Genomic DNA, 19,681 nt, shown 5'->3' on the forward strand with positions numbered 1-19,681 from the left:
CCAAGAATGGGGCTTTATATCGAGTCAGGTTTTATTCGGAAATAGTATTCTTTTTAATATTACGCATCAGAATTTTTAAGGTGTTGCGATGGTGAGCAAGACGCTGTTCAACTAATTGGAAATCCACTTTAAGTTTGTTATCCATTTGGTGGATTTTTTCAGCCACAGAGGCTTTCTTTGTTTGAATCTCTTGTTCTTTCAGCTTTGCCCAATCATTTAAGGTTTGGGTAAACGCTTCATATTCTTGTGCAATACGGAGTTTTGCAGTCGCCATATCTTCATTGACATTGTGACCATAAACTGCCAAATCCTGTTCAGCATATTTAAAGCGCATTGCCAATTCTGCTTTTTTAATATTGAAGCTTGGAATACGACGTAAGTTCTTGGCTAAACCAAGTTTTGAACATGACCAGATCAGCCATTTCGTTGGATCATACTGCCACCATTTCACCCCATTTCGGTAGTCATACTGGAAGATGTGGTGATAGTTATGATAACCCTCACCCCAAGTTGCAATCGCTAAAACGAAATTGTCACGTGCAGTGTTTTCGTCAGTATATGGACGTTTGCCCCACATGTGGCAGAGTGAGTTAATGAAGAAAGTGACGTGATGGCTCAAGATCAGGCGCAGTAAACCACCCAATAATAATACGCCCCACATATCGCCAACTGCCCAACCTACAGTAGTAAGAATCACGGCATGTACAGCAACAACAAGGGGGATGTAATATTTGTCCTGGAACATTACCACTTTGTCATTTAACAAATCGGGTGCATTTTTATAGTTTGCTTCTGCTGCTGGATAGTTGCGAAGCATCCATCCAATATGCGCATACCAAAAGCCATTATTAATTGAATATGGGTCTTGTTCAATATCATCAACATGACGGTGATGGGTACGGTGACCTGAAGCCCAGAACAAAATGCTATTTTGAACGGCAAAAGTACCCATAAGCATTAAAATAATTTTTAATGGCAAGGTTGCTTCATAAGCACGATGTGCCCATAAGCGGTGATAACCCGCAGTAATCCCTAAACTACTCACACCGAGTAGTACAAATAAGCTGATCCATGCGCCTAAGCTAAAATCATGATGATAAGCATATAAAGGGATAGCGATTACAGCCACAATGGGTAAAAGTACCAGTGCGAACACTGCAATCCAGTTAATTGGGGCTTTGGGTAGGGGAGCATTCATCTCCAACAGCACTCCTAGAACCTTCTAAAAGGTAAAGGTAAGGTATAAATGAATCCTTAATTCAATACAGTTTATAAGGATTAAGACTTTATCAATATTAGCATGAGCGAACAAATCTTCACTAGCATTATTCTACATGTGTATTGTACTAAACAGTAACAGAATACTGGCCAGTCTTGATTGATTTTATCGAAGGCTTAGACCTCTTATTTATATATGGACGATAGAGATTAAAAAACATATTTTTAACAATAGAATAAGGGTTTGTTCTGACTAAAATTATTAAATTTATTCATTCTTTTTATCCTCTTAAACGATGCTATGTCTCCATCTTTTTATATTATCCGGATAAGTGTTCTAACATCATTTTAGGGAAATCAGTAATCAATCCGTCAATGCCTAAACTTTGCAGATGCTTGGCTCGTTCAATATCATTCACTGTCCAGACACTGATTTTTAAATGGGCGTGTTGTGTCGCACGAATAATTTCATCCGTTACCAGTGGGTTCATCCAGCCAATTTGACAGCAACCCAGTTCTAAAGCCTGTTCAATGGCTTTATGTTTGATGTCATCTTCAACCAGTAAACCGCGTTTAAAAATCGAGTACTGCTGTTTTAAAGCCTGATGGATTTTTAAATCGAAACTGGTGATCACAGCAGTTTGTTCAAAACCATGTAATTGTTTTTGTAATTCTAAAACCAGTTTTTCAGCTTCAGCCATGGTTGCAACCGCTTTAACTTCAACCTCAAGATGCTCAAAGTCCTGCATAATTTTAAGAGATTGTTGAAGAGTAGGGGTTACTTCAAAGTTTTTCCAGTCTAGCCAAATGGAGGCCTGGTTATATGGCTGTAATTCAGAACTCGAACATTGGTAAATATTTTTGTCCTGACCCGTGGTACGAAGGAAATTGTCATCGTGCATGATGATCAGTTCATTATCTTTGAGTTGGCGTACATCAAACTCTACTGCCCGAATGCCCAAGTCATGAATATATTGAAACCCGCCTAAAGTGTTTTCAGGGGCTTCACCACGAGCACCACGATGTCCGATGATTCTCATCTTTTATCCTTTTATGGAAATTTTATATTTTCACAACGGTGTCTTACCGGTTATTCATCCAATGTGAGGAGCTAATTGTGTCACTTTTTTAAAAAATGAGCGACAACGTAGCGCAAGAAAAACTTCACCATTCACAAAACCTGTTTAACAATAGCAATCTATTCACTGTTTCGCAGAAACTTTATGTATCAAATTTCAGTCAGGTTGTGAATGGTACTTATCGTGGAGTAAAGACCACGATTTTAATTAAAAACTGAATAAATCATTTGCACTGAGCTTAGATCGTCTCATTAATATTCTTTTGCCAAAGCACCTCAGATCCACCCTCAGCATGTTGTAAAGTACGCGATGCAACAAATAACCAGTCTGAAAGTCGGTTTAAGAGTTGTAGAGAAGTGGCCTGAATATTTTGGTCGCGTGTATGTACCGTCATTAGGCTGCGCTCAGCACGGCGGCATACCGAACGTGCTTGATGTGCATAACTGCAAGCTAAAGTTCCGGCAGGTAAAATGAAGTCTTTCAGCATCGGCAGTGCTTCATTCATACGGTCAATTTCATTTTCCAGAAATTCAACTGAAACAGGTAAGACCATGTTGTAGTTCGGAATGCAGACTTCACCGCCTAAGTCGAATAACCAATGCTGAATCAAGCTAAGCGATTTATCCCAATGAGCTTTTTCTTCTATTGAGCTAACTGCAATTTGTGAACGTAAAATACCGATACAAGAGTTCAGTTCATCAACATCGCCTAATGCAATAATACGTAAATCATCTTTGGCTACACGTGAACCGTCGCCTAAACCGGTGGTGCCAGAATCGCCTGTGCGGGTATAAATTTTACTTAAACGGTGGCCCATAGGAAGTTCCTTAAAATCATTGAAATAAGTTTTGTTGTTTAAAAGAAGAATGCCATAGATATGACATTATTCTCAAAAAAACCATGTGTTGTGCTGAGACTTAGTATTTAAAAGTCACGCCAGCAGAGGCTAAACGCCCGCCGTTGATGTAATACGTATCATTTCCGTTATACGAGGTTTTGTATTTCACATCGCCTAGGTTTTGAACGTTGGTAAAGAGCTTAAGCTTTGGATTGACATTCCAGTAGGCATTTAAATCAAGAGTGACATAGCCTGGAATATTACTTGGGTTAAAATTTGTCGCCGAATCGGTGAAATCTGTGGAATCGGACTTGGCTGAAATGGCGGTACTGACACCAAATTCCCCATCTTGCCAGCCGGTTGTTAAGGTAGCACTGTGACGTGGGCGACGGGTTAAATCGGTATTGTCTTCGGCATTTTTGGCTTGCACATAGGCATAACCGAGATTGAGAAAAAGCTCATTTTGCTGCCAGTTGAGGCTAACTTCACCACCGGTAAACTTGGCTTTATCTACATTGTTGAGTTGGTTTGTATAAACGATCAGATCATCTACTTCATTACGATACAGGGAAAATCCCAGACTCAGCTGGTCATTAATATGTTGATCAACACCAAGCTCATAAGAAATACTTTTCTCAGGATTTAAGTTCGGATTGGCTCCCCATGCGACGGCATATAAGTCGTTATTGGTTGGAGCACGAAATGCCGTTCCAATGTTGCTATAAATGCTGGTATTAGGAAAAAGTTGATAGCGCGCAGCAACTTGTCCTACGGTGTGTGTACCAAAGTTTTCATGATCCTCAACGCGAACACCAACTTGAGTATTGAGCTTATCTGTCTGATATTGATGCTGAGCATAGTAACCGGTTGAGTGGATTTCTTGATTGTAAAGGACATCTTCCCCTGGGTAATAAATACCTTGCCACTCATAGCCTTCACCTAGGGCATAAATGTCACTTTTTATATTTTTATGCGATATACCCATAAGAATATTTTGTGCAGGATCAAATTGCCATTTGCTAAAAAGTTCTGCTTCTTGTGTTGTGTTATACACATAATCAGGTTTGTCATTTTGAATAAGATCATCTTTAAATTGTGACAGACGAGCATTGACTGAGAATGTATCTGTAAAATTGACACGACCTTTTAGATTTAAGATTTCATTTTCAAAATTTTGTGAAAGTAAGTTGCCATAATTGTCGTAAGTACTAAAACCTTGGTTAGTACTGTAATCAATAGAAGTCGCATAGGATTCGCGTTCCATACCAATTTTGGCACTAAAACCCTTCTGGTCATATGCAGCTTTTTCTGTATTTTTCTGGTTGGTGACTTCTGTACCATCTGTTTCTAGACGTTGCCCACGAATTTGGGTGTAAATTCCGTTTTCCGCAAAGTCTGCGCCTAAAATAGTTTTATAGGTATTATTTTCAGCAATTTCACCGGTGATAAACGCCGCGTTCTTTTCTGGCGTTTTTGAAATCAGTTGAATAACGCCGCCAATCGCGTCAGTTCCATAGAGTACCGATGCAGGGCCTTTTAAGACTTCAATTTGTTTAATGTCGGTGGTATCTAAAAAAGAGAGTGAGGCCATCCCAGATGAAGGAGCATTTAAACGAATACCATCCCGTAGAATTAAAGTATGGGTTGAGTTCGTACCTCGGGTGAAAATTGATGCCTGTTGTCCAAATCCACCGGTTTGCACCATATTAATGGCAGCATCACTTATCAATAAATGTGGTAATTCTGAAATAGGGGATTGTTCTAAAATTTGCGGTTCAATAATGGAAATACGAGCAGGCACATTTTTAATTTTTTCTTCAGAACGTGTCGCTGTAATGACCAGAGGATTTAACGTGGCCTTAATAGTGGGTTGAGAATCATTGTTGGGTTGTGCATGAGTATGCGAAATACCCATAGCAAAGGCAATTGCACCGACTAAAGAGGTACGGTGAAAGCATTGAAACATTGCTTGAACTCCAGGCATTCACCCCACCGTGAATGTTTGAGAGAAAGAACGTAACAGCGAGGTTCCGGACTGTTATACACCTCTGGTTAAAAGAATGTATAAACACCGTTGCGGGGGCAGCGTGTTTTTCAACTTCCCTAACTGTCACAACTAAGAAGCAGTATAAAGACAGCTACAGCACTAAACAATAAACAACGCGGATATTAAAGATGAATGCATTGAACAATAGCTTATAAATATAACCTTCTAGATAGATTTACCGATAACAGATACTTCGATTTGTAGATTTGACTGTTAAAGCCAGATTTCAGCTTGACTTAAAGATGTTCAGAAACTACTCTGCGTGCGCTTCAGGTGCTTCCATAGAGAAGTGAAACTGGGAAGTTAGTTAAATTTTTGAATTTAAAGCTAACACTGCCCCCGCAACGGTGAATAGTTATCGCGTTTTATAACTTAAGTCCGGAGACCGGCCTGCTGCAAACCTAATTTAATGCGGTGGGCGTTATAACTGGGATTGCCTGCTTTCTTTTAGTAAAGTTGTGCTTACCCCACATTCGCCTGCGCGTTATTCATATTTTAATTCGCACGGGCGGTGCGGTGGGGAAAAGATTCATGCATCTCATCCATAAAACCATTTTTGGTTCTCTCTTTATTTTATCTCCTCTTTCAATTGCTATGGCTGCTGAAAAGGAAGTTTCATTACCAACCATCAATACTGTTGCCAACCTGACTGCGCAAGAAAACAATAAAACGCTTGCAGCGGTGACAGTAATTGATCGTGAAGAAATCGAGCGTAAGCAATTTAATTCTTTAGAAGACTTATTGCGCACGATTCCAAGTATTGCTTACACCAATGCGGGTGGTGCAGGTCAAACTACAGGTATTTCAATCCGTGGTACTGCATCTAATGCTGTTTTAGTTTTGGTCGATGGGCAAAAGCTTGGTTCGGCAACTTTAGGTACAACCGCGTTTGAACATTTACCGATTGATCAGATTGAACGAGTAGAAGTGGTACGTGGTCCACGTTCGAGTCTTTATGGTTCTGAAGCTGTAGGTGGTGTGATTCAGATTTATACCCGTAAAGGGAGTCAAAATGGTGTAAAACCATTTGCATCATTTAAATATGGTTCACATGAAACCTATAATGCCAATGTTGGTGTGGATATTCGACAAGATAACAGTTGGGCCAATGTCAGTATTGCCGGTCTGAAAACTCAAGGTATGGACGTTACAACATCGACCACTGAAACAGATAAGGATAGTTATGAAAACTATTCAGTTTCATTAAAAGCGGGTCATCAAATCAATGATCAGGTTACCGTAGATGCCAATGTATTACATGTGAATGGCGAAACTGAATACGATGGCGGTGTAAATCCATATAATCAAATCCAGCAAAATGTTTATGGTGTGGGTCTAACTTATAGTCCAGTTGAAGCATGGACAGCTAAATTTAAAATTGGTCGTGCAGAAGATCAATACGAAACTTTTAGTGGGGATCAGTCCACGGGTGATTTTAATACCACTAAAGATACCTTTACATGGTTGAACACGATTCAAATTCATCCAGATCATACCTTGTTGGTTGGCCTCGATTACTTAAATGACAAAGTAACAGGCTCTACCAATTACGATGAAAAAGAGCGTGATAACTTAGGTTACTACACACAATATTTGGGTGAGTTTGGTCAATTCTATGTACAAGCTGCGCTACGTTTGGACGAAAACGAGCAGTTTGGTGATCATACCACCGGTAATGCTGCGTTGGGTTATCGCTTCAATGAGCATTACAATGCTTATGTGTCTTATGGCACAGCATTCCGTTCCCCGACTTTTAACGACTTATATTACCCAGGTTGGGCCAATCCAAACCTTGTTCCTGAAGAATCTGAAAATATTGAACTGGGTTTTAAAGGGTCACAAGGGCTAGATTGGGGAATTGCAGGTTTTATCAATGATATTGATAACATGATTGCCAATAATAACAATGGTCAGGCGAAGATTAAGGGTGTCGAAGTTTCACTAGGCAAAACGTATGATGCCTTAAGTTGGAATATGAACTATACCTATCAAGATCCTGAAAACCGCAATACGGGCTTAAAAGGCAAGCAAATTGCATATCGTGCACAGCAATTGTTTAATGCGACTGTAGATTACAGAATGGATAAATGGACAGTGGGTAGTTCAGTGCATGCGGAAGATCAACGCTATACTGATGCAGCGAATACTAAGGCTTTAGGTGGTTTCGCTATTGCTGATGTACGTGTGGCTTATCAAGCAACACCTGAATTTTCTATTCAAGCAAAATTAGCAAATATGTTTGATAAAGAATATTACACCAACAGTAATTGGGATGGTTCGTTGTATCGTCAAGATGGTCGTACTGCTTGGGTAACGCTTCGTTATGCCATGAAGTAATATCGATTTGATCAAAAAAGCCCTTATTTAAATAAGGGCTTTTTGTTTTATAAGGTTTATATGGAAAGCCTGTTGAATTTGCACGCAACTTAGCAAAATTGCATTACAATGATTTGCCCCAATATTCATAGACTAACTATGTATGGGCAAAGTTTAGATTAAATAATTAGAGCGAATTGTATGCGAACCCGTGCCAAAATTTGCGGAATCACACGAATAGAAGATATTCATTCTGCTGTGAATGCAGGGGCTGATGCGATCGGATTTGTATTCTATGCGCCCAGCCCAAGAAGTGTAACCATTCCACAAGCTCAAGAATTGGCAAAGCATATCCCTGCTTATGTGCAAATTGTGGGTTTATTCGTAAATGCGACAGCCGACGAGATTGCTCAGGTTATTCAGGCTGTCCCTTTGGATATGTTGCAGTTTCATGGTGATGAAACTGCAGAGCAATGCCAGCAAATTGCACAGAAAACTAAACGCCGTTGGTATAAAGCCATTCAGGTTAAACCTGAGCTAGATGTCATAAATACTATAAAAAGCTACCAAAAAGCAGGTGCAAGCGCAGTATTATTGGATGCTTGGCATCCTGAGCTTAAAGGTGGAACAGGGCACCAGTTTGACTGGTCGCAGTTCCCGAAACTCGATATTCCTTTAATTTTGGCAGGTGGTTTAAAACCTGAAAATATTGAAGAGGCTATAAAGACGACTGGTGCTTATGCAGTAGATGTCAGCGGAGGCGTAGAGTCCGCTAAAGGTATAAAAGACCAACAACTCATTGAACACTTTATGCAAGGAGTCCAACGTGGATCAGCAAACTGTTAATCAGAAAGATCAGGTGACTGACTATACCCAATTCCCCGATGAGCGTGGGCATTTCGGTATCCATGGCGGACGTTTTGTGTCAGAAACGCTAATGGCAGCATTAGAGGATTTAGAAAAGCTCTATTTCCGCATGAAAAATGATGCACAGTTTTTGGCAGAATTCGACCGTGATTTAGCCTACTACGTAGGTCGTCCTAGTCCACTTTATCATGCTGAACGATGGTCAAAAGAGTTAGGTGGTGCGCAAATTTACCTAAAACGTGAAGACCTGAATCATACCGGTTCGCACAAAATTAATAACACTATTGGTCAAGCACTACTTGCCAAACTTTCAGGTAAAAAACGTATTATTGCGGAAACTGGCGCAGGTCAGCATGGTGTGGCAACAGCTACTATTGCTGCGCGTTTAGGACTTGAATGTGTGGTGTTCATGGGAGCAGACGACGTTAAACGTCAAGCCATGAATGTATACCGTATGCGTTTATTGGGTGCAACGGTTGTACCGGTGCAAAGCGGTTCAAAAACATTGAAAGATGCCATGAATGAGGCGATGCGTGACTGGGTCACCAATGTCGATTCCACTTATTACGTGATTGGTACGGTTGCGGGTCCACATCCTTATCCGCAATTGGTTCGTGATTTCCAGTCGATTATTGGTCGTGAAGCACGTCGTCAAATTCAGGAACAGGCCGGCCGTTTACCAGATGCATTGGTTGCATGTGTCGGTGGTGGGTCAAATGCGATGGGCTTGTTCTATCCGTTCTTGAACGATCAAGACGTGAAAATGTACGGTGTTGAAGCTGCAGGTTACGGTATTGAAACCGGTAAACATTCTGCACCCCTCAATGCCGGTCATGTGGGTGTATTGCATGGTAACCGTACTTACTTGATGTCGGATGATCAAGGTCAGATCATTGAAACGCATTCGATCTCTGCCGGTCTGGATTATCCGGGTGTGGGGCCTGAACACAGTTTCTTGAAAGATATGCACCGTGTGAATTATGTGCCTATCAATGACCAAGAAGCCTTACAAGGTTTCCGTGATTTAACCCAGATTGAAGGGATTATTCCTGCGCTTGAAAGTGCACATGCAATGGCTTATGTCACTAAACTTGCGCCAATGATGTCTAAAGATCAAATTATTATTGCAACTGTTTCGGGTCGTGGTGATAAGGACTTGATGACCGTTGCACGTATTGATGGCGTAGAAATGGTTGAGATGTAACTTCCGTGAAACCCTCTCCTTGTAGGAGAGGGTTTGGGAGAGGTTATTTGAAGAATCGTGTTGGGTGAAAGCTCAGCACGATTTTTTTTATTGAAATAGAAGTTTATCTAAAACACGAATAAGGGTGAGGCGACATGGATGTCGCCGTAAGGCTGAGGTATAGGGATATACCTTCAGCCTTACAAAAGATTTTTGTTACTTTTGATCTTTCAAAAGTAAAGAACCACTTATGAATGAAAAGTGATGTAAAAAGAAAAAATGAGTGCATGTGTGATTTTGATATATAGATAAAGAACTTTAATGATCGACAACTGATAAACACTAAGTTTAGGCTTCAAGATGTGGAACTTATATTTACTTTTGTTTCGGCAAAAGTAACAAAACCATTTTGTTGAGCAGACATTACATCCATGTAATGCTGCTCAACGGACGACATCCCTGTCGCCAACGCGTATCATATTGTGATTACAAGTTTTAAGTTATTAAAAGCTTTTCATTTTCCCGAGTTCTAAGGAGCAAAACCATGCCCAGTCTTTTTATTGTCATGCTCGGTGGTCGTCATGCACGCGCCAATACAGAGGTTCATGATGTCGTACTGGCAATCGGTGATTCTCTTGAAGAAGTTTACCCACAACTGAAAAATGCATGGTTTGGGGAACAAAAAGGCTTACATATCGATGCTTGGGCGCAAATTAATGGCGTGGAATCTGAAGGGATCCAATATCAAATTCACTTTAGCAATGCAGGGCCAAATTCATCTGAACAAAAGCTGTTTTTAATTAATCTGGGTGGCTATGATGCACGTGAATTTGGTGAATTACATCGCTATATTTTAGTGGTGGCACAAAATGCCATGCTGGCAAAACAACGTGGTAAAGCTTACTTTGCACAACATTGGCAAAAACAGCATACCGACCGTGTGTTAGAGGTAGATGATTGTATTGCGATCGATCAAGTACATGGTCGTTATGTGCAATTGGTGGAAGGTGAATTTAGCGAAAATAACTGGGAAAATACTTATTTGCTGCTATCTGGAAACTGATTTATATCTCTTTGATTAATAAATTATATTTATTAAATATCAAACATCCTGGAATAATATACTTTTTTGTATATTTTCGATGAAAAGATGCTTTTTGATACTTTTAAGTTAGATTTATATGGGCATAATAAGATTAAGGATTTGTGATCTCTTAGCTAGATGGAATTTGATAAATGGATTTGATTCAATCAAATGGACAACCGCATTATGGACGTTTTAGTACTCTCCCCAAGACCATCGATTTAAATAAATACCAGTATAAAACGCCTTATGGAAAGGTTTTAACAGGTTGGCGCAAGCGATTAAAATATAAAAAATTTAAATTTTGCTGCATTCAACATGAACATTACACCATTGGTCTGGCAATCGCAGATATTGCATGGGCAGGGCATGGTTTTTTCTATATTTATGATCATCAGCGTGCTGAAGTTTTAGAATGGAACGCAATTAATTTTTTGTCACGCCATACCACTGTTGATGAGCAACCACTTTATAACCAGAGTTTTTTCTCAAAATCACCTTTTCAAATTGATATTCAGCATGCCAACGGCGTGCGTTATATCCATGTAACTAAACATGGTGAAATTAAGCTGAGTGCGCGAATTTTCTGTGCCGGTACAGATCCACTCAGTATGTGTAGCCCGACGGGAATTAATGGTTGGACCTATACCCAGAAGCTCACGACTTTGGGTTGTGAAGGTTTCTTTATTAATAAACAGGGTCAAACCATACAGTTTCATGAAAAAACCTTTGCTTCACTTGACGATACCTGTGGTTTTTTACGTCCAGAAACAGCTTGGTTCTGGTTATCCTGTAATTTTTGGGATTCGCATAATAATCGGATAGGTTTGAATTTGGCTTCAGGCGTGAATGAAAGTTTTGGCAACGAAAACTGCTTGTGGATTAATGGGGTTTTATATCCATTAAGCGATATTTTATTTCAGCATCAAGGTGATGATCATTGGACCATTCGCTCATTGGATGAAAAACTTCATTTGGATGTAAAAACGGGCTGGCGACGTTATGAAAATCTGAATTTAAGATTGGTCGGCAGTCAGTTCAGTCAATGGCAAGCCAAAATTAGCGGAACCATTCAGCAAGATGATCGGGAAATTGTTTTGTTAAACGAATATGGTTTGTTAGAACAGCATTATGCCAAGTGGTAATACATACCGAGCAGAAATAATAAAACCAAGTTCAGATGGATCTGGACTTGGTCAGTCTGAATATCACTATGATGTCTAGTCTTTAGCTGCCTGCCAAAAAGCCTCTCCAGCTTGGATTGGATCACCTGTTTCTTCTAAAGTTTTTACCCACACATCATATTGGGCAATTACAGGGTGTTGGCTAGGGTGAAAGTCTTTGTTAAACCAGTCACGATATTGCTTGCTCATTTTGGTGAGCTTACCGTTTTTACCAAAAAACCAAGGTAGGCCGCGAATGTTCATTTGCAGACGTTGCAAAGGCGTAAAACCATCATATTTTAACATCACATTCGCGCGGTAAATGGTAAAGCCGAACATTAATGCGGTTGTCCATGCCAATGTAAATTTGCGCGTAGACTCTGACACATTACCCACCTGTTTCATGACATCAAATGCCACATCTCGATGTTCCATTTCCTCAATCGCATGCCATGCCAGCAGGGCACGAACATAAGGATGGGCATCTCGCAGGGTGTCTTTATAACCATAGAAAGTTTCTGCCATCAGCGCAGTTAAATGCTCAGCTGCCGCCGTCATGGCAATATTGTATTGAGGTGAGCGTTTTTCCAGTTCGAATTTAAAAATTTTATTTAAACGCTGAATAAATTGATCGACCGGCATGCCTTGCTCTTTCATGACCTGGTTCATTTTGTCATGCGCGATGCCATGCTGCGCCTCTTGACGAATGAAATCAGCGACACGAAGCTTTAAATCCGGATCGGTAATTTGATCACGGAATAGGCGCACCGACTGAATAAAGTAACGCTCACCATCGGGAAAGGTCAGGCTTAGGGCATCAAACATCCGGGTGATAAACGGATCACCCCCAAACCAAAAATGCGGCACTTCATTCAGTTTAAAATCAAGATTACTGCGAACGACAGGTTCGACTTGATATTGGGCAATGGCATTCATATTGTTTTACTTCAATCGCCTTGGATCATTGCAGTATGTCGGGCTTTTGCAATTTTGTTTTGACAGTTCTTGCCAGTTTTTATACATTTTACGACAGAATGAGAATTTAAAATGTCAAAAAAATAAGGATAGATTGTGCAAGAACTGCAGATTCCTAATGGTTATTTTCAGCTGCTGAATATGTACTTGCTGCAACAAGGGAGGGATATTTTTGCCTTGCCATTTCTTGAACCGCATCAGGCGCAATTGCGTTATGTCTTGTCCTTGCCAATAGATTCTCAATCGACCTATTCATTTTTTTTCGATGTGGTGGAACTCACCCGTCAACAGGTACATTGCCCGCAATTGGTTCTGGAAATGGCACGATTGATTCGTCCTGAACATTTTGGTGTGTTGGGTTATATGGCCTCACGTAGTAATAGCGTGGCCGAAGCTTTGCAAAATATTATTCGCTTTAGTCGCTTGGTGATTGATGGCGCAGAAGTCATTCCTATACAAATGCTGCATCAGGATAAAGAGATTTATCTCTCTTGGCCGCTACATGATGCACGATATGCAATGATCAATGAGCTGACTTCAGCATGTATGGCACATTTGGCCAAGCAAATTTTCCCCGCATCGTTGCAATTGCTGAGTATGCAGTTTGCGCATGCACCGCAAATGGCACGCTATCATTATGAAAAGTTTTTTGGCTGTGAAGTTAGCTTTGGTCATGCCCAATATTCTTTTGTGATTAGTTCCGAGAGTTTGGATTTGAAATCTGAACTGGCTGATCCTTCTTTAATGCAACTTTTACTGCGCCAGGCAGAAGAAGCAATTGCTTCCAAGCCCAGTTATGAAAGTTTAAATCAGCACATCCATATGAGGGTGGCTGAATATTTACGCGTGCAAAATAGTGTGCCCAAAATTGAGCAGATTGCGAATGAATTGCATGTATCTGCACGGACACTGCAGCGGCAACTGAATGACCTGAATTCATCTTTTAAAAAGATTGTTGAAATTGAGCGAATGAAACGCTGTGAACAATTGTTACAGCAGGACATACAATTGACCAATATTGCTCTGCAATTGGGCTATTCGGATCAGTCTGCCTTGGCACGGGCCTATAAAGCCTATAGCGGCCAAACCTTGTTACACAGAAAGCAACAGTTGAAAGCATCAGCTGAGTCATAAAAAAGCGACCCACTTAGGCCGCTTTTGAAATGTAAATGGGTTTGAATAAAATGGATTTAAGCAGGTTTGAATCGAGGGAAACGAAATGCAATTGCCAATATCGCCACGATTGCCAATACCCAGCAATAGTAAATATTCCCAATCAACTCGATAGGTGACATTTTCGCAATAGAGCAGGCCAGTAGTAATTGCGCACCGTAGGGAATCACGCCCTGAATCACGCAGGAAAAAATATCCAGTAATGCGGCGGCGCGTTTTGGTTCTACGCCGTATTTTTTAGCCACTTCACGTGCCATGTCGCCAGACAAAATAATCGCAACGGTATTGTTGGCAACGAACAGATTGGCGAATACCACCAGAAAACTCACCCCCAGTTCACCGGCACGCTGGCGTCCAACTTTAAATAAACGGGTAATGCTGTAAATACGTTGGATAAGCCATTGCAGTCCCCCTTCTTTTTGCATAATGGCAGACAGACCGCCTAGGAACATCGAAAGAAGCGCAACCTCAAACATGCCAATAAAACCATCGTAGATCGCAGTATTTAACTTTAATACGCCAAAATCAGGGCTGACCATAATGCCAGTCAAGCCTGAAAGCAGAATACCAATAGTCAGAACTGCCAGTACATGTAAACGTGAGAATGCCAAAAAGAATACCGCCACATAAGGCAAAATCAGCCACAGGTCATAAGTTTTGTATGCAATGGTTCGTGAATCATGGCTAACAAATGCATAAATCAGAATAGCCAGCACAGCGGCAGGAACCGCAATCCAGACATTGACTTTGAATTTATCGCGTAGCTGAACTTTTTGACTGCTGGTTGCGGCAATGGTGGTGTCTGAAATCATGGATAAGTTGTCGCCAAACATGGCACCCCCCACCACTGCACCGATGGCATAGACTGCTTCAATATTGGTAACTTGGGAAAAACCAAAAGCAATCGGGGCACAGGCAGCAATGGTACCCATGGAAGTCCCCATCGCTGTTGCAATAAATGCCGAAATAATAAACAGCATCGGAAGTACAAAGGACGGTGGGATAATCGAAAGCCCCAGTTGCACCGTCGCATCAACACTGCCAATCGCACTTGTGGTACTGGCGAATGCTCCAGCCAGCATAAACACCATAAACATCAGAATTAAATTGGGATGACTGGCACCTTTTAAAAATTCATCAATGGCGGTATTTAATTTTCCACGGTAAATCAGCACGGCAAGAATAATGGCCGGCAGAGCCGCCACCGGTGCTTTAACCTGATAAAAAGCAAACTCGGTACCAATGATGGAATGATAGAGACCACTGCCTAAAAAAATGGCTAAAAATATAATAAGAGGGAGCAGTGCCAGCGCGCGAGCGTGCACCTCACCTTGGGAGTCGGGAGTCATATAAAATAGGAAAAAGAAAAATCGTGCGTAGTATAGAGCAGGTTTTGCTATTAGATAAAACATTAAACGTAAAAGCTAACTCAATTATTTTTATCAATTTTTTACTAATAAAAATAAGTTTATCTTAACGTTGGATATTTTTTTAAATAGCAAAATTAGGCATCTTTGATCATTGAGAAAAAATCGTAAATATCAGTAAATGGTGTTCTCGGATTGTTCTGAAAAAATGAGATTGTCAGTCTAATGTATCGCGAAATGTTTGGACTCTGTTCAATGGGTAAAAAATAGCGTTACAATGCGTTGTCTTGTATTTCTACAAAGCCAACTCCTCAGTTTTTTAATAATTCAAGGAAAGCATAGCCTTATGTCACGTTTAGCCACTCGTTTTGGACAGCTTAAATCTCAGCAGCGTAAAGCGCTGGTTTCTTATGTAATGGCTGGTGACCCTCATCCAGAAGTAACTGTTCCATTGTTACATCAAATGGTTGAGGCAGGGGTAGATGTGATTGAACTTGGTCTTCCATTTTCAGACCCTATGGCAGATGGTCCGGTGATTGCCCTTGCAGCAGAACGTGCCTTGGCAGGCGGGACCAATACCCTAGACGCTTTGAACATGGTCAAAGAGTTCCGTCAGAAAGATACAGAAACACCAGTGGTTTTGATGGGGTATTTAAACCCGGTCGAAGTGATTGGTTATGAAAAGTTTGTTTCAGTTGCGAATGAATGTGGTGTAGATGGTGTACTGCTGGTGGATTTGCCACCAGAAGAAGCAAAAGATTTAGATGATGTGTTGAAAAAATTCGACATGGATCAAATTTTCTTGCTTGCGCCTACCTCTACTGATCAACGTATTCAGCATGTGGCGAAACAAGCCAGTGGCTTTATCTACTATGTGTCCTTGAAAGGGGTAACCGGTGCAGCAACTTTAGATGTATCTGAAGCTGCAGCCCGTATCCAGAAAATTAAAGCTGTGACTGACGTTCCTGTAGGTGTCGGTTTTGGTATTAGTGATGCTGCCTCTGCGAAAGCCATGGGTGTAGCGGCTGATGCAGTAATTGTCGGCAGTGCTTTTGTTAAACAATTTGCCAACTTAGCGCCAGAACAAGCTGTTTTTGAAACGGTTAATAAAGTCAAGGAGCTTCGAGCCGCGCTCGATGAGTTAGTATGAATCAAGAAGTGAAAATAGGCAAAATTCTAAGCCCAGCGACGCCGTGGACGGAACGTCATGTTCCGGGTATTCACACCCCCGATGAGCAAACAGCACTCAAGGCAACTTTTACAGAGCCAACCATTGAGTGCCCTGAATGTCACGCACTGGTTACTCGTACCGCCATGTCATTTAACGCTTATGTTTGTCCACAATGCGACGAACATTTGCGTATGAAAGCACGCGATCGCTTAAACTGGTTCTTCGATCAGGTTCAAAATGAACTGGGTCAGGAATTTGTGGCCAAAGACCCACTTAAATTTGTCGACAGCAAGGCATATCCAGACCGTATGTCTGAAGCGCAAAAGAAAACCGGTGAAACTGAAGCCTTAGTGGTTATGCAAGGTTTACTGAAAGGCATCCCTTTAATCGCATGTGCATTTGAATTCGACTTTATGGGCGGTTCAATGGGTACTGTGGTTGGTGACCGTTTTGTGCAAGCGGCTGAACGTGCAATTAAAGAGAAACAACCTTTAATCTGCTTCGCTGCATCTGGTGGTGCGCGTATGCAAGAAGGCATGTTGTCGCTTATGCAAATGGCACGTACTTCAGCAGCCATTCAACGCATGAAAGATGCAGGTTTACCGTATTTAGTGGTATTAACTCATCCAGTTTATGGTGGTGTAACCGCTTCACTTGCAATGTTGGGTGATGTGCATATCGCTGAACCTAAAGCCATGATTGGTTTTGCGGGTAAACGTGTAATTGAGCAAACTGTACGTGAAAAACTGGAAGAACCGTTCCAACGTGCAGAATATTTGCTTGATCATGGTGTAATCGATCAAATTGTTCATCGTCACGCATTACGTGATACAGTCTATCGTATTGTCGCGAAACTGATGAATTTGCCTTGAACACAGCACCACTTGCAACAGACTCTTTAAACACATGGCTCGATTATTGGAGCCATGTTCACGTTACGGGGATTGATTTAGGTCTGGAACGCGTCATTCCAGTGGCTGAAAAGTTGGGTGTGACACGGCCGCAGGCAAAAGTTATAACCGTAGCGGGAACCAATGGTAAAGGTTCAACCACCACCACTTTAGCTGCCATTTTAAATGCGCAAGGTGATCAAGTGGGATTATATCAATCACCGCATATTTACCGTTTTAACGAGCGGGTAAAATTGTCGGGCATTGAAGTGGATGACCAGACTTTGGTAGATGCGTTTGTGCAAGTGGATAAAGCCCGTCGTGATTGTGATTTAACCCTTTCTTTCTTTGAAGCAACTACGCTTGCAGCCTTTGTTATTTTTAAAACCAAGCAATGTGATGTCTGGGTACTTGAAGTTGGACTTGGTGGCCGCTTAGATGTGGTCAATGTGATTGAGCCAGATGTCGCAGTGATTACCAATATTGGCTTAGATCATACCGATTGGCTGGGCGACACGATTGAAAAAATTGCTTTTGAAAAAGCCGGAATTATTCGCCCGAATATTCCTGTAATTTTTGCTGGCGCGCCACCACTTCCACACGCTATCCAAAATAAAGTTGCTGAATGTGGGGCACAATTATTCGCAGTCAATCGTGATTATTTCTACCAATATATGGATGATAGTCAAGCCTGGATGTTTGCTTCTTCAGGTACGACTTTAAAATTACCGACAGGTTCTTTGGCGTTAGAAAATATTTCCACAGCAGTTGCAGCGATTTTGATCAGTGGCCTAAAAGTGACTCAAGATGCCATTGCACAAGGCATTCAAAATGCAAAATTGCCAGGTCGCTTTGAAATTCGCCAGATTCAGGGCAAAACGGTAATTTTTGATGCCGGCCATAATCCGCATGGCGTAGATTTTTTGTTAAATCAGTTGCGAAAATTCCTGGAATACAATAAACAGTACACAGAAGTGATCAGTGTTTTTTCCATGTTGGCAGATAAAGACATCAATTCTGTCGCAGAGTTGTTGAAAGATACTGTTTTAACATGGAAAATTGCCCCATTAGCGGTTCCGCGAGCAGCAGCAATCGAACAGCTCGATGAAGCGCTACAGGGTGAAACAGTACAGCATTTCGAAAGTGTTCAATTGGCTTTTAAATCAGCGCTGAATGAAACTAAAAATAATCAGCTGATCTTGGTATGTGGTTCATTTCATACCTTAGAAGCGGTATGGGAGTATTTGGAAGAATGTCAATGAATAGCAAACAACGCTGGATGGGTGGCGTTGTTTTATTAGGTGGTGGTGTTTTATTGGCAGCATTGCTCCTGAAAGGCAAAGAAGAAATATATCAAAACGAACTGAAAACCCCTGAGCTTGCAGCTCAAGTCACGCAGCAAAAGCCTGCTACAGAAGGTGAAATGGTTCAGCTACAGGCTTTAACAGTCGATGTTGAAACAGAAAAGCGTTTGCTTGAAGAGCAACGTCGTGCGCGTGAAAAAGCGGTTGCAGAACAAGAAGCACGTGCCGCTGAATTTTTAGTGATGCAGCAACAGGCTGAAGCAGATGCTGCACGTAAAGCAGCAGAAGAATATGCGGCTTTAAATGCCCACCGTACTGGTGCACAGCAGAGTTCAGACAATATTCCTCCTGAACTGGTTGAGGATGAAAAGGTTAAACAAAAGCGTTTAGCTGAAGAAAAGGTAGTTGCGCAAAAAAAGTTAGATCAGCAGAAAGCTCAACAACAGAGAACTGATGCTGATAAAAAAGCACTTGAAGATCACCGTAAAGTCGAAGCGGATAAAAAATTAGCAGATATCAAAGCGGCTGAAAAGAAAGCGGCAGAGAAAAAAGCAGCTGATGAGAAAGCCAAACAGGATGCTGAAGTAAAACGTAAGGCAGCTGAAAAGCAGGAAGCAGAGAAGAAAGCCGGGGCTGAACAGAAAGCGCTAGCAGAAAAGAAAAAAGCAGAAGAAAAACGTGAGGCGGATGCCAAGAAAAAGGCAGAGGCTGAAAAAGCACGTGATCTGTTGGAAAATGGCGATAAACAATGGATGGTACAAGTGGCATTGGCTGCAAATGAAGCCAATGCAGATGCCGTTGCATCTAAGTTACGAGCCAAGGGCTACAAAGTCACCAAAAGTCCAACCTCGAAAGGTGTTCGCATTATGGTTGGACCCTCTAAAGACCGAGATGCTGCAGATGCTGCACGCAAGAAAATCAACAATGATGCAAGCTTGGGAATGAAGTCTGCATGGGTGATTGAATGGGTGCCTTTAGACAGGCGCTAAATCGAGCCTAAGCTAAA

At 41.3% G+C, this 19,681-nt stretch carries 16 protein-coding genes and 1 riboswitch; of the genes, 10 read left to right on the forward strand and 6 right to left on the reverse strand.

Features of this window, described 5'->3' with window-relative positions; genetic code table 11:
- Positions 1–31 precede the first annotated feature (31 nt).
- The 4 genes from ACP69Y_RS13520 to ACP69Y_RS13535 all read right to left on the reverse strand — a co-directional run bounded on the left by ACP69Y_RS13520 (position 32) and on the right by ACP69Y_RS13535 (position 5,101).
- Entirely contained in the window at positions 32–1,198 is a 1,167-nt protein-coding gene (locus ACP69Y_RS13520) for an acyl-CoA desaturase (RefSeq protein ID WP_425918890.1), read from the reverse strand.
- Positions 1,199–1,538: 340 nt separating this feature from the next.
- A complete protein-coding gene (locus ACP69Y_RS13525) occupies positions 1,539–2,258 on the reverse strand; it encodes a glycerophosphodiester phosphodiesterase (RefSeq protein WP_425918891.1) in 720 nt (239 codons plus the stop codon).
- 277 nt (positions 2,259–2,535) lie between these two features.
- Positions 2,536–3,114 (reverse strand): cob(I)yrinic acid a,c-diamide adenosyltransferase, encoded by a 579-nt coding sequence (locus ACP69Y_RS13530; protein ID WP_425918892.1) that lies wholly within the window; start codon positions 3,112–3,114, stop codon positions 2,536–2,538.
- 100 nt (positions 3,115–3,214) lie between these two features.
- Positions 3,215–5,101: a TonB-dependent receptor plug domain-containing protein gene (locus tag ACP69Y_RS13535; protein ID WP_425918915.1), complete on the reverse strand. Its 1,887-nt coding sequence runs from the start codon at positions 5,099–5,101 to the stop codon at positions 3,215–3,217.
- A 335-nt stretch (positions 5,102–5,436) separates the two neighbouring features.
- A riboswitch (cobalamin riboswitch) is annotated at positions 5,437–5,590 on the forward strand.
- A 123-nt stretch (positions 5,591–5,713) separates the two neighbouring features.
- On the opposite strand from ACP69Y_RS13535, the gene ACP69Y_RS13540 reads away from it, so the two are divergent.
- The 5 genes from ACP69Y_RS13540 (at position 5,714) to ACP69Y_RS13560 (ending at position 11,777) form a co-directional block, all read left to right on the forward strand.
- Positions 5,714–7,519 carry a TonB-dependent receptor domain-containing protein gene (locus tag ACP69Y_RS13540; RefSeq protein WP_425918893.1) on the forward strand — a complete coding sequence of 602 codons (1,806 nt, stop codon included), beginning with the start codon at positions 5,714–5,716 and terminating at the stop codon, positions 7,517–7,519.
- A gap of 180 nt (positions 7,520–7,699) precedes the next feature.
- Positions 7,700–8,344 (forward strand): phosphoribosylanthranilate isomerase, encoded by a 645-nt coding sequence (locus ACP69Y_RS13545; RefSeq protein ID WP_425918894.1) that lies wholly within the window; start codon positions 7,700–7,702, stop codon positions 8,342–8,344.
- Positions 8,325–9,569, forward strand: a complete 1,245-nt coding sequence (trpB, locus tag ACP69Y_RS13550) for a tryptophan synthase subunit beta (RefSeq protein WP_425918895.1) — start codon at positions 8,325–8,327, stop codon at positions 9,567–9,569. The genes ACP69Y_RS13545 and trpB overlap by 20 nt, the downstream gene beginning before the upstream one ends.
- A 523-nt stretch (positions 9,570–10,092) precedes the next feature.
- A complete protein-coding gene (locus ACP69Y_RS13555; protein WP_425918896.1) occupies positions 10,093–10,611 on the forward strand; it encodes a DUF1543 domain-containing protein in 519 nt (172 codons plus the stop codon).
- 173 nt (positions 10,612–10,784) lie between these two features.
- A complete protein-coding gene (locus ACP69Y_RS13560; RefSeq protein WP_425918897.1) occupies positions 10,785–11,777 on the forward strand; it encodes a DUF2804 domain-containing protein in 993 nt (330 codons plus the stop codon).
- 75 nt (positions 11,778–11,852) lie between these two features.
- On the opposite strand, the gene ACP69Y_RS13565 is transcribed toward ACP69Y_RS13560, so the two are convergent.
- Complete coding sequence (locus ACP69Y_RS13565) at positions 11,853–12,731, reverse strand: metal-dependent hydrolase (RefSeq protein WP_425918898.1); 879 nt, start codon at positions 12,729–12,731, stop codon at positions 11,853–11,855.
- A 135-nt stretch (positions 12,732–12,866) separates the two neighbouring features.
- Between ACP69Y_RS13565 and ACP69Y_RS13570 the strand changes: the two genes are divergently transcribed.
- A complete protein-coding gene (locus ACP69Y_RS13570; RefSeq protein WP_425918899.1) occupies positions 12,867–13,904 on the forward strand; it encodes an AraC family transcriptional regulator ligand-binding domain-containing protein in 1,038 nt (345 codons plus the stop codon).
- Positions 13,905–13,960: 56 nt separating this feature from the next.
- Here ACP69Y_RS13570 and ACP69Y_RS13575 read toward each other — a convergent pair whose 3' ends face one another.
- Complete coding sequence (locus tag ACP69Y_RS13575) at positions 13,961–15,292, reverse strand: Na+/H+ antiporter NhaC family protein (RefSeq protein WP_425918901.1); 1,332 nt, start codon at positions 15,290–15,292, stop codon at positions 13,961–13,963.
- A 364-nt stretch (positions 15,293–15,656) separates the two neighbouring features.
- On the opposite strand from ACP69Y_RS13575, the gene trpA reads away from it, so the two are divergent.
- Genes trpA through ACP69Y_RS13595 form a run of 4 tightly spaced genes read left to right on the forward strand, consistent with a single transcriptional unit; the run spans position 15,657 to position 19,664 of the window.
- Positions 15,657–16,460, forward strand: coding sequence for a tryptophan synthase subunit alpha (trpA, locus tag ACP69Y_RS13580; RefSeq protein ID WP_424621992.1), 804 nt, complete (start codon positions 15,657–15,659; stop codon positions 16,458–16,460).
- The gene (gene accD, locus ACP69Y_RS13585) at positions 16,457–17,353 is read left to right on the forward strand and encodes an acetyl-CoA carboxylase, carboxyltransferase subunit beta (RefSeq protein ID WP_425918902.1); all 897 of its coding nucleotides are present in this window, start codon (positions 16,457–16,459) and stop codon (positions 17,351–17,353) included. Before trpA ends, accD begins: the two co-directional genes overlap by 4 nt.
- Positions 17,350–18,633: a bifunctional tetrahydrofolate synthase/dihydrofolate synthase gene (gene folC / locus ACP69Y_RS13590; RefSeq protein ID WP_425918903.1), complete on the forward strand. Its 1,284-nt coding sequence runs from the start codon at positions 17,350–17,352 to the stop codon at positions 18,631–18,633. The genes accD and folC overlap by 4 nt, the downstream gene beginning before the upstream one ends.
- The gene (locus ACP69Y_RS13595; RefSeq protein ID WP_425918904.1) at positions 18,624–19,664 is read left to right on the forward strand and encodes an SPOR domain-containing protein; all 1,041 of its coding nucleotides are present in this window, start codon (positions 18,624–18,626) and stop codon (positions 19,662–19,664) included. The genes folC and ACP69Y_RS13595 overlap by 10 nt, the downstream gene beginning before the upstream one ends.
- Positions 19,665–19,681: the final 17 nt, after the last annotated feature.

The sequence above is a fragment of the Acinetobacter sp. TSRC1-2 genome, from assembly GCF_049895885.1.
Lineage (GTDB): Bacteria > Pseudomonadota > Gammaproteobacteria > Pseudomonadales > Moraxellaceae > Acinetobacter.

Coding starts and splice junctions, on each gene's coding strand:
- ACP69Y_RS13595 (WP_425918904.1), top strand. CDS start 18,624: ATGTCAATGAATAGCAAACAACGCTGGATGGGTGGCGTTGTTTTATTA.
- ACP69Y_RS13575 (WP_425918901.1), bottom strand. CDS start 15,292: ATGACTCCCGACTCCCAAGGTGAGGTGCACGCTCGCGCGCTGGCACTG.
- ACP69Y_RS13525 (WP_425918891.1), bottom strand. CDS start 2,258: ATGAGAATCATCGGACATCGTGGTGCTCGTGGTGAAGCCCCTGAAAAC.
- ACP69Y_RS13545 (WP_425918894.1), top strand. CDS start 7,700: ATGCGAACCCGTGCCAAAATTTGCGGAATCACACGAATAGAAGATATT.
- ACP69Y_RS13540 (WP_425918893.1), top strand. CDS start 5,714: ATGCATCTCATCCATAAAACCATTTTTGGTTCTCTCTTTATTTTATCT.
- ACP69Y_RS13535 (WP_425918915.1), bottom strand. CDS start 5,101: ATGTTTCAATGCTTTCACCGTACCTCTTTAGTCGGTGCAATTGCCTTT.
- ACP69Y_RS13560 (WP_425918897.1), top strand. CDS start 10,785: ATGGATTTGATTCAATCAAATGGACAACCGCATTATGGACGTTTTAGT.
- accD (WP_425918902.1), top strand. CDS start 16,457: ATGAATCAAGAAGTGAAAATAGGCAAAATTCTAAGCCCAGCGACGCCG.
- trpA (WP_424621992.1), top strand. CDS start 15,657: ATGTCACGTTTAGCCACTCGTTTTGGACAGCTTAAATCTCAGCAGCGT.
- ACP69Y_RS13565 (WP_425918898.1), bottom strand. CDS start 12,731: ATGAATGCCATTGCCCAATATCAAGTCGAACCTGTCGTTCGCAGTAAT.
- ACP69Y_RS13555 (WP_425918896.1), top strand. CDS start 10,093: ATGCCCAGTCTTTTTATTGTCATGCTCGGTGGTCGTCATGCACGCGCC.
- ACP69Y_RS13520 (WP_425918890.1), bottom strand. CDS start 1,198: ATGAATGCTCCCCTACCCAAAGCCCCAATTAACTGGATTGCAGTGTTC.
- ACP69Y_RS13530 (WP_425918892.1), bottom strand. CDS start 3,114: ATGGGCCACCGTTTAAGTAAAATTTATACCCGCACAGGCGATTCTGGC.